Genomic DNA, 10,481 nt, shown 5'->3' with positions numbered 1-10,481 from the left:
GATTCTTTGCGCATTTACAGGTTTTCATATAATTTATTTGAAGTAGCACAATAGGTTAAGTTATTTTTTATAGAATATGAAGGTGACAGACTATGAAAAACCGTATGCAGGATTTGGATTTTGAACAGACAGTTGCTTTTGATTCTGTCAAAGATTTTGAATTCACACGAAAAGCAGCACAAAGATTCCGGCAGGTCGTCAGTCTGGATGGGTTTGAAGACGAAGATGCTGATGTTATTTTTCATTATTTATATAAAGAAATGGAACTGGTATCTTTTGGAGATCACCTGAAACGATATATTTATGAACGTGCAGGACTCGAAGAACCCTATAATGAAGTAACGCAGGATATTTACAGAGACATCGTGATTGAGTCTTTTCATGAGACTTGTACACCGAAATCAATGAATCCTACATCAACGAAACTGACATCTCTTGTCAATAACTGGCTGACACAGGCATCTGTCAAGAGAGAGACTGTATTTTTGCTTGGTTTTGGACTTCGTATGAGTTCGGAGGATGTTTCGGATTTTCTGACACGGGTACTGAGAGAGCAGGATTTTGATTTCCATAATCCGGATGAGGTGATCTACTGGTATTGTTATACCATGCAAGTTGGCTATCATAAGGCAGAAGAACTTAAGAAAGCCTATGAGAAACTGGAGCCTGATCCGGATTACACCGAGGCATCCAAGGTATATTCAGGCGCATTGATCCTGGACAATGAGGAGAAACTTCTGAAGTATCTGGCCTATGTCAAGGTTGGAGCGGATGACCCGATGTCAGAGAAGAGTCAGGCATTTCAGGAATTTGTGCGCCTTCTGACTCATGCCAAGGAAATCATCGCCAGGATGTATCAGGGTGATGAAGTGGAAAAAGACCGTAACAAAGTGTGGAATATTTCTGATATTACGGATTCTGATGTGGAAAAAGTTATCTGCAGTGGAATTCCTGTAAATAAGATGGGAAATCTCAAAAAAATGTCTGCGTCTATTCTGGCGAAGCATTTCAGCCAGAAGCGGTTCAGCAGACAGCGGATCAACAGCATCATGAATCATAAGTTTCCGGTGGAACGTTTTGATCTGATCACGTTGGAGTTTTTTATTGTTTCGCAGGAGATGCAGGATGATGATCCATATAATCGATATCATCATTTCCTTGAAGAAATACAGAAGATCCTGCATAAATGTGGAATGAGTGAGATTTATATTGTGAATCCGTATGAGTGCTTTTTACTGATGTGTCTTCTTACGGACTGCCCGCTGGCGGTTTTTGCTGATATATGGGAGATGTCCTATGAAGATACAGACGGGGAAACCTCGGAAGAAAAAAGCTGATTTTTTTATAAAAATAAAGCCATACGATCTGTTTAAACCGTATGGCTTTTGGGTGATGCGTTTTATTCGTTGTAGTATCCGTAGATCATACGGGAATCCTGAGCAATCGTTTCCTGCGCATTGCCGGTACTGCTCAGATTCTGAGACATGAAGCATACAACCAGGTCGATGCCTTTGGCTGTGTTGTAGATGATTCCAACATCATTTTCAACATTGTCGAGTTCGCCGGTCTTGTTTGCAACGCTGACACCTTCCGGCATGTCTGCCGGGATTTTGTTGCGGCGTTCCTGCATCTTGAGAAGAGAGTACATGGCATCGGCATGGGATAAAGTTGGGTTCTCAGCAGTACCTGCATTGATCTGGTAGATCTCTTTGAGAAAATGTCCGCAGTCATTTACGGAAGTATAATTATCGCCATTTTCATTGCTGTGTAGAAGAAGTCTGCCCATGGAAGTACTGGTATATCCGTGCGCCTGGCAAAAGGCATTGACTACATCCATGCCGGCAGAATCATCGCCGCCGCCGAGCATATTTACGAGAGTATTTGCAGCATCATTATCACTAACAGTAATCATAGGATTGAGATAACTGTTCAGGGTATCTGCATCGTATGTTTCGCAGAGCTGATCGTAGTTTTCGTAAACGGCGCCCATAATGAACAGCTTGATCAGGCTGGCAGCCTGCATCGGCTGATTGTCGATCGTGCCTTCGGTGCCTTTCATAAGGTTGCAGACGTAAACGGACCAGTTTCCATTATCCTGCGGAAGAAGAGTTCTGACTTGTGAAAGAAGATTGTTCAGACTTTCATCCGTTGTAGTCTCAGAGGAGACCGTCTCGGAGGAGTGGGATGGGGAAAGCGTTCCTTCTTCCTGACTTGCAGATTCAGCAGAAACTGTATCGGAAGACGACTGCTGATTTTGTTCCTGGAGCTGCTTGAGTTCATCGGACTGAGCAACGAGGTTTGCGGATGTTTCTGCCATTTCCTGTACGGTATCCTGAAGTTCAGTGACTTTGGACTGGAGGGAGGCAAGACCATTCAGTGAATACAGAGCCAGTCCGCCAAGTCCGATGACTGCTACAGCCAGAATGCTGATGATAATGTACAGAAAAAAAGGTTTTTGCTGTTTAGGGGTATTCATATTAAGATATCCTTTCTTTTTAAGTGCAACAGGCTATTGATCGCTGAAAAGATCTTCGGAATCCTGCGGGTTGATCTCAGATATTTCGTCTTCAGTATCGTTGTTTCCCCCTGAAGTGAAAGAATTGTATTCGGGCGAAGTATTCTGATTGAAAACAGAGGTCTGTGTATCAGCAGATTCTGCTTCAGGAAGGCGTTCACTCACGGTCTGACGTGTACCGGAATTCTGTTGTTTCTTCCAGTTGAGAAGATCCTTCTGAGACTGGATCGCATCAGCGTAAGCGGAACTGGCGTTATCAAGTTCTTCTTTTTTGGCATCCACCTGCTGAATGAAGGTGTCCAGCTGGGCTTCGTAATCGGAGATCTGCCGGGCAGTTCTGAGTTCGACAAGGAAAATTCCGGCAATAAAGAGAAGACCAGTCAGGACCAGCAAAAGAATGCCAGGATTCAGCTTTTCTTTCATGATGAGAAATCCTTTCTTATTATATAGAAGTAAAGCAATAAAGTAAAAATGATTATCAGCATCAGCGAAATAATCTTTTCAATATTATAAACAGAGTACCTTCAAAAAGCAATAATCAGGAATTCGTAAAAAAAAGAAAAAATCATGTAAAATGCCTTGACAGCCGCATTTTTACGGGATATAATGAGCAGGCGTGCAACAGGAACGCTGTTTTTTTGTTGCCCGGCATTTAAATTTGACAATAGCAACCGCGCTACCCCATGGCAAACCATGGAGAAAATAATCGGGAGGTGAAATGGAATGCCAACATTCAACCAGTTAGTAAGAAAAGGACGTCAGACATCTGTAAAGAAATCTACAGCACCGGCTCTGCAGAGAACATTCAACTCTTTAAGAAAGAAAGCTGTTGAGCAGTCTGCACCACAGAAACGTGGAGTTTGTACAGCAGTTAAAACTGCAACACCTAAGAAACCTAACTCAGCTCTTAGAAAGATCGCCAGAGTTCGTCTTTCCAACGGTATCGAAGTAACAAGCTATATCCCAGGAGAAGGACATAACCTTCAGGAGCATAGCGTTGTTCTTATCCGTGGTGGACGTGTTAAGGACTTACCTGGTACCAGATACCACATCATCAGAGGTACACTGGATACCGCAGGTGTAGCTAACAGAAAACAGTCTCGCTCCAAATATGGTGCTAAGAGACCTAAAAAGAAATAAAGCAAATTTCGCAGCTTAGCGAGAAATTTGCGATACTTCTTGAATATGCAATATTCAAGAAGGTTCCCGTCTGAACGGGAGACAAAATAGAAAATAAGCAATCAATCGAAGATTCACTTATAGCTATAAATATTGTACGGTATTCCATATACCCTGTCGGTTGCGGGTTAAATATAGGACTTTACCAGTGCGAACACCTTAGTTTTTATAGTGAGTACCGATGATTTAATCATTTTGATTAAGGAGGGAAGTAACGTGCCACGTAAAGGACATACTCAGAAAAGAGACGTTCTGGCAGACCCGATGTACAATAACAAAGTGGTTACCAAGCTTATCAACAACATCATGTTAGATGGTAAGAAAGGTGTCGCTCAGAAGATTGTATACGGCGCATTCGCTAGAATTGAAGAAAAAGCTGGCAAACCAGCTATCGAAGTTTTTGAAGAGGCTATGAACAACATCATGCCGCTTCTCGAAGTAAAAGCAAGACGTATCGGTGGTGCTACTTACCAGGTTCCGATCGAGGTAAGAGCAGACAGACGTCAGGCACTGGCTCTTCGCTGGCTCACCACATATTCTCGTAAAAGAGGCGAGAAGACTATGGAGGAGAGACTTGCAAACGAGCTTCTGGATGCAATGAACAACACAGGCGCATCTGTTAAGAAGAAAGAAGATATGCACAAGATGGCTGAAGCAAATAAAGCATTTGCTCACTATCGTTTCTAATCAAGGAGGAAAATCCAATTGGCTGGAAAAGAAGGTAGAGAATACCCGCTTGAGCGTACCAGAAACATTGGTATCATGGCTCATATCGATGCAGGTAAGACAACTCTTACAGAACGTATCCTTTATTATACAGGTGTCAACTACAAAATCGGTGATACTCATGAAGGTACCGCAACAATGGACTGGATGGAGCAGGAGCAGGAGAGAGGTATCACAATTACTTCCGCTGCTACAACATGTCACTGGACTCTGCAGGATCACTGCAAGAAGAAACCAGGTGCTCTGGAACACCGTATCAACATCATTGATACTCCAGGACACGTAGACTTCACCGTAGAGGTTGAGCGTTCACTCCGTGTACTTGACGGCGCTGTCGGCGTTTTCTGTGCAAAGGGTGGTGTAGAACCTCAGTCTGAAAACGTTTGGCGTCAGGCTGACACTTACAATGTACCGCGTATGGCATTCATCAACAAGATGGATATCCTCGGTGCAAACTTCTACAATGCTGTAGATCAGATCAAGACTCGTCTTGGTAAAAACGCTATCTGCTTACAGCTTCCAATCGGAAAAGAAGATGAATTCAAAGGTATCATCGACCTTTTCGAAATGCAGGCTTATATCTACAATGATGAGAAAGGTGAAGACATTTCCATCACTGAGATCCCAGAAGACATGCAGGAAGAAGCAGAACTTTATCATACAGAACTCGTAGAGAAGATCTGCGAACTCGATGATGATTTAATGATGGAATATCTGGAAGGTGAAGAACCGACTGTTGAAAAGATGAAAGCAGTTCTTCGTAAAGCTACTTGCGAATGTACAGCTGTACCGGTATGCTGCGGTACTGCATACAGAAACAAGGGTGTTCAGAAACTTCTGGATGCGATCATTGAATTCATGCCTGCTCCAACAGACATTCCTCCAATCGAGGGTGTTGACCTGGAAGGCAACCCGATCGTGAGACATTCTTCTGATGAAGAGCCGTTCTCCGCTCTGGCATTCAAGATTATGACAGACCCATTTGTTGGTAAACTGGCATACTTCCGTGTATACTCCGGTACTATGAATTCTGGTTCTTATGTACTCAACGCTACTAAGGACAAGAAAGAACGTGTTGGCCGTATCCTTCAGATGCACGCTAACAAACGTATGGAGCTGGATAAAGTATACTCTGGAGATATCGCAGCAGCAATCGGTTTCAAATTCACCACAACTGGTGATACAATCTGTGATGACCAGCATCCGGTAATCCTTGAGTCCATGGAGTTCCCGGAACCGGTTATCGAACTTGCAATCGAGCCTAAGACAAAAGCTGGTCAGGGTAAACTTGGTGAAGCTCTTGCAAAACTGGCAGAAGAAGACCCGACATTCCGTGCACATACAAACCAGGAAACAGGTCAGACAATCATCGCTGGTATGGGTGAGCTGCATCTGGAAATCATCGTTGACCGTCTGCTTCGTGAATTCAAAGTAGAGGCTAACGTAGGTGCTCCTCAGGTTGCATACAAAGAGACTATTACTAAGGCCGTAGACATCGACAGCAAATATGCTAAACAGTCTGGTGGTCGTGGACAGTATGGTCACTGTAAAGTTAAATTCGAGCCTATGGATGCCAACGGAGAAGAACTGTACAAGTTCGAATCCACAGTTGTTGGTGGTGCTATTCCGAAGGAATACATCCCGGCTGTTGGCGAAGGTATCGAGGAAGCTATGAAAGCTGGTATTCTGGGTGGATTCCCGGTAGTCGGCGTTCATGCAAACGTATATGACGGTTCTTATCATGAAGTCGATTCCTCTGAAATGGCATTCCACATTGCAGGTTCTCTTGCATTCAAGGATGCTATGCAGAAAGCATCTCCGATTCTTCTTGAGCCTATCATGAGAGTCGAAGTTACTACTCCGGAAGATTACATGGGTGATGTTATCGGTGATATCAACTCCCGTCGTGGTCGTATCGAAGGTATGGATGATATCGGCGGAGGTAAGATGATCCGTGGATTCGTTCCGCTTTCTGAAATGTTCGGATACGCAACAGACCTTCGTTCCAGAACTCAGGGACGTGGTAACTACTCCATGTTCTTCGAGAAATACGAACAGGTTCCGAAGTCCGTTCAGGAAAAGATTCTTTCTAAGAAAGACTGATAATAAATAGAGAGACTACTGTTTGCAGAGAATATTCCGCGAGGTGTTTTGCCATGAATATGGCAGAATCCCGAGACATGCGGGGCAAAATGCTATCACCGTAGGTGATTTGGAATGCATTTTGACCAAGTTACTGTGAACGGAGTGAACAGTAATAAAAAAGCTTGCAAATATCCTTGATTTGCAATATAATCAAGGATAGCAAGTCTAAAACTGATAAAATGCTCTGGAAGAAAGAGCATAGTTTTTAAGGAGGACATTTTAAAATGGCAAAGGCTAAGTTTGAGAGAACAAAACCGCATTGTAACATTGGTACCATCGGACACGTTGACCATGGTAAAACAACTTTAACAGCAGCTATCACAAAAGTTCTGGCTGAAAGAGTTCCAGGAAACACAGTTGAAAACTTCGAAGATATCGATAAAGCTCCAGAAGAAAGAGAGCGTGGTATCACAATTTCTACAGCACATGTTGAGTATCAGACAGAGCATAGACATTATGCACACGTTGACTGCCCAGGACATGCTGACTACGTTAAGAACATGATCACAGGTGCAGCTCAGATGGATGGTGCTATCCTCGTAGTTGCTGCTACAGATGGTGTTATGGCTCAGACAAAAGAGCACGTTCTTCTTGCTCGTCAGGTTGGTGTTCCGTACATCGTTGTATTCATGAACAAATGTGATATGGTAGATGATGACGAACTTCTTGAACTGGTTGAGATGGAAATTCGTGAACTTCTTTCCGAATATGACTTCCCAGGAGATGACATTCCGGTTATCCAGGGATCTGCTCTTAAAGCTCTTGAAGATCCGGCTGGCCCATGGGGAGACAAGATTATGGAACTCATGAACGCAGTTGATGAGTACATTCCGGACCCACAGCGTGACACAGACAAACCGTTCGTTATGCCTGTAGAGGATGTATTCTCTATCACAGGACGTGGAACAGTTGCTACTGGTAGAGTAGAAGCTGGTGTTCTTCACGTATCTGAAGAAGTTGAAATCGTTGGTATCAAAGAAGAAACACGTAAAGTTGTTGTTACAGGAATCGAAATGTTCCGTAAACTTCTTGACGAAGCTCAGGCTGGTGATAACATCGGTGCTCTTCTTCGTGGTGTTCAGAGAAACGAAATCGAACGTGGACAGGTTCTTGCTAAACCAGGAACACTTACATGCCATACAAAATTCACAGCTCAGGTTTACGTTCTGACAAAAGATGAAGGTGGACGTCATACTCCGTTCTTCAACAACTATCGTCCGCAGTTCTACTTCAGAACAACAGACGTAACAGGTGTTTGCAACCTTCCAGAAGGAACAGAAATGTGCATGCCTGGAGATAACATCGAAATGACAATCGAACTGATCCACCCAATCGCTATGAGCCAGGGTCTTACTTTCGCTATCCGTGAAGGTGGACGTACTGTAGGATCAGGACGTGTTGCTACAATCATCGAGTAATACAATCTGAATATAGATTTGTTATCGCAAGATAACGTTGTGTCCAAACGTAAGATACCCGTAGAACTTCGGTTCTACGGGTTTTTCTGTTGCCTGGAAATGTACAAAAGAGTGGAAAAGAATAACGAACAGTATAGAAAAACGGTTGCCGGGAGAGTGTCCTGACAACCGTTTGTGATAACAGAATGATAACAAAATATATAATTTTCGCAAATATGATAACAGATAAAGTGGATTTATCCACAAATCAGAGATTTGCCTGTGGATTAAGTCAGATCATATGTCTTGATCTCATTACCTTCAGTGCCCTTTTTAACGATGGTATGACAACCTATCGTAGTTCCCATAGCACGCAGTTTCCATTCTTCTTGGGTAGCGTTCAGCTTATCCAATTCTTCCTGTCTTTTATCTTCATTTTCGATAGCTAATATTTCAGCTTTTTCCTTTTCATAGACATTTTTAAATTGACACCATTTCCTGAAAAAGTCCTGCATTGTAGGATTATCGAACGTCAGTGAAACCTTCTGATCAGGTGTTTCTGCAAGTGAGAGGTTCACTGAATCATCAATAGAAAACAACAGAGAGAGTACATCTCCGACTGTTTCAATATTAAAATCCAGAAAAACACTTACATTTAATCCCAGTGCAGTTGCTATCTTTTCTAACTGATCCGGTTTTGGATTCCGGATTCCCAGTTCATATTTTCTGATCGTTCCTACGTTAATGCCGGACAGCTCGGCTAACTGTATCTGACTGTATCCTCTGAATTCCCGGAATGCCCGGATTTTTTTACCTACCATAATGTGCTGCCTCCTTAATAATATTTGTGATTCTATTCTAGCACAAAAGTGAATGATGCGAAAGAGGTTGATTTTTACATAGCCTGATAATGTAGAATGGAATATAAAAATAAAATTCGCAAAAGGTTATTGACAAAGTCACAAAAGTGAATTATAGTAAAAAACATCAAAAGAGTCACAAAAGTGACTGGAAAGGAGGACGCTATGAGAACTAATTATATGATGACTGTTGATGATGTCATGGAAGAATTAGGAGTGAAACGCAGTAAAGCATATTCTATTCTAAAGCAACTCAACGATGAACTGGCAAAGGAAGGATATGTGGCAGTTCGTGGAAAGATTCCACGTCCCTACTGGGAAACAAAATTTTATGGATGCTCTCAGAGAGCAGTGTGAAGGAGGTTTTAAGATGTCAGCTTACAAGGACAAAACACAGGGAACCTGGTATGTGAGCTTCCGCTATATTGACTGGACAGGTAAGAAAACGCAGAAGCTGAAAAGAGGGTTCAAGACAAAGAAAGAAGCATTGAATTATGAAAAGGAATTCATAAGAAAGACTGCAGCGGATATGAAAATGGAGATGAACAGTTTTATTCAAGTCTATTTTGAAGATAAAAAGAATGAACTGAAAGAAAATTCAATCCGTAACAAGCAGCACATGATGAACAAGCACATTGTTCCGTATTTTGGAACAAGAAAAATGAATGAGATCACACCGGCAGAGATTATCCAGTGGCAGAACACCATTCAGGAAAAAGGTTACAGCAAGACTTATGAGCGTATGATTCAGAATCAGTTAAATGCACTGTTTAATCATGCACAGAAAATTTACAATCTGAAGGAAAATCCATGTAAGAAAGTAAAAAAGATGGGGAAATCGGATGCTAATAAGCTGGAATTTTGGACGAAAGCAGAATATGACAGCTTTATCGCCGGGATTGAGCCAGAGAGTGAGGATTATCTGATATTTGAAATCCTGTTCTGGACAGGAATCAGGGAAGGAGAACTTCTGGCATTGAGTCTTTCAGACTTTGATATGAGTGGTAATCTTTTGCATATCAATAAGACTTATAACCGGATCAGAAAAAGAGATGTGATTGATACTCCAAAAACAGAAAATTCAGTCCGTACCATTGATATTCCTAATTTTCTTAAAGAAGAGGTGCAGGAGTATGCGAAGATGCATTATGGATTTCCGGAAAATCAGCGGTTATTTCCGATTGTGGCGAGAACACTGCAGAAACGGCTCAAGAAATATGAAGCATTGACCGGTGTAAAACCAATCAGAGTGCATGATATCCGTCACAGCCATGTAGCATATCTGATTTATCAGGGTGTAGAGCCACTGATCATCAAGGAAAGACTGGGGCACAAAGATATTCAGATGACATTAAACACTTATGGTCACCTGTATCCGTCACAGCAAAAAAAGGTAGCTGAGATGTTGGACAACAAACGTTAAATATGGAGGAAAAGACACATGAAAACAAAGAAAGTAGTCAGAAAAATATTTGATACGCTCAATTACAGTAAGAAGCTGAAGATAAGTTCTATTTTACCGGATCGAGATTCGGATTATGCGATTCTTCTTGAATTAGAGGATGGAAGCAAATTTGAAATTATCATTATCCCAACAAGGAGATTCGTATAAGGAGTGGAACTATGGCTACTAACAGACAAAAAGAAAAAGCCCAGACA

11 protein-coding genes are annotated in these 10,481 nt (G+C 42.1%); 8 read left to right on the top strand and 3 right to left on the bottom strand.

All coding sequences use genetic code 11. The features are described from left to right. The first annotated feature begins 92 nt into the window (after positions 1-92). Complete coding sequence (locus tag DXC01_RS17475) at positions 93-1,337, top strand: hypothetical protein (RefSeq protein ID WP_118253118.1); 1,245 nt, start codon at positions 93-95, stop codon at positions 1,335-1,337. A 62-nt stretch (positions 1,338-1,399) separates the two neighbouring features. On the opposite strand, the gene DXC01_RS17470 is transcribed toward DXC01_RS17475, so the two are convergent. Both DXC01_RS17470 and DXC01_RS17465 read right to left on the bottom strand, forming a co-directional pair. After that, entirely contained in the window at positions 1,400-2,476 is a 1,077-nt protein-coding gene (locus DXC01_RS17470) for a serine hydrolase (protein WP_118699469.1), read from the bottom strand. A gap of 33 nt (positions 2,477-2,509) precedes the next feature. Continuing rightward, positions 2,510-2,938 carry a hypothetical protein gene (locus DXC01_RS17465; RefSeq protein WP_118253112.1) on the bottom strand — a complete coding sequence of 143 codons (429 nt, stop codon included), beginning with the start codon at positions 2,936-2,938 and terminating at the stop codon, positions 2,510-2,512. Positions 2,939-3,238: 300 nt separating this feature from the next. On the opposite strand from DXC01_RS17465, the gene rpsL reads away from it, so the two are divergent. The 4 genes from rpsL to tuf all read left to right on the top strand — a co-directional run bounded on the left by rpsL (position 3,239) and on the right by tuf (position 7,983). Continuing rightward, the gene (rpsL, locus tag DXC01_RS17460; RefSeq protein WP_118253109.1) at positions 3,239-3,655 is read left to right on the top strand and encodes a 30S ribosomal protein S12; all 417 of its coding nucleotides are present in this window, start codon (positions 3,239-3,241) and stop codon (positions 3,653-3,655) included. Positions 3,656-3,910: 255 nt separating this feature from the next. Continuing rightward, positions 3,911-4,381 carry a 30S ribosomal protein S7 gene (gene rpsG, locus DXC01_RS17455; RefSeq protein ID WP_044925146.1) on the top strand — a complete coding sequence of 157 codons (471 nt, stop codon included), beginning with the start codon at positions 3,911-3,913 and terminating at the stop codon, positions 4,379-4,381. Between the two features lie 18 nt (positions 4,382-4,399). After that, positions 4,400-6,523 carry an elongation factor G gene (gene fusA, locus DXC01_RS17450; RefSeq protein ID WP_279221583.1) on the top strand — a complete coding sequence of 708 codons (2,124 nt, stop codon included), beginning with the start codon at positions 4,400-4,402 and terminating at the stop codon, positions 6,521-6,523. A gap of 266 nt (positions 6,524-6,789) precedes the next feature. Further along, positions 6,790-7,983 (top strand): elongation factor Tu, encoded by a 1,194-nt coding sequence (gene tuf / locus DXC01_RS17445; protein WP_005423313.1) that lies wholly within the window; start codon positions 6,790-6,792, stop codon positions 7,981-7,983. Between the two features lie 266 nt (positions 7,984-8,249). On the opposite strand, the gene DXC01_RS17440 is transcribed toward tuf, so the two are convergent. Then, entirely contained in the window at positions 8,250-8,783 is a 534-nt protein-coding gene (locus DXC01_RS17440; RefSeq protein WP_118045960.1) for a helix-turn-helix domain-containing protein, read from the bottom strand. Between the two features lie 204 nt (positions 8,784-8,987). On the opposite strand from DXC01_RS17440, the gene DXC01_RS17435 reads away from it, so the two are divergent. Genes DXC01_RS17435 through DXC01_RS20375 form a run of 3 tightly spaced genes read left to right on the top strand, consistent with a single transcriptional unit; the run spans position 8,988 to position 10,434 of the window. Then, complete coding sequence (locus DXC01_RS17435) at positions 8,988-9,179, top strand: helix-turn-helix domain-containing protein (RefSeq protein ID WP_009243123.1); 192 nt, start codon at positions 8,988-8,990, stop codon at positions 9,177-9,179. A 13-nt stretch (positions 9,180-9,192) separates the two neighbouring features. Continuing rightward, positions 9,193-10,245, top strand: a complete 1,053-nt coding sequence (locus DXC01_RS17430; protein ID WP_118045958.1) for a site-specific integrase — start codon at positions 9,193-9,195, stop codon at positions 10,243-10,245. Positions 10,246-10,263: 18 nt separating this feature from the next. Further along, complete coding sequence (locus DXC01_RS20375; RefSeq protein ID WP_165854697.1) at positions 10,264-10,434, top strand: hypothetical protein; 171 nt, start codon at positions 10,264-10,266, stop codon at positions 10,432-10,434. Positions 10,435-10,481 lie beyond the last annotated feature (47 nt).

The organism is Blautia sp. OM07-19, from assembly GCF_003481595.1.
In the GTDB taxonomy this organism is placed as follows: domain Bacteria; phylum Bacillota; class Clostridia; order Lachnospirales; family Lachnospiraceae; genus Blautia_A; species Blautia_A intestinihominis.
This window is presented reverse-complemented; position numbering and strand designations above follow the sequence as displayed.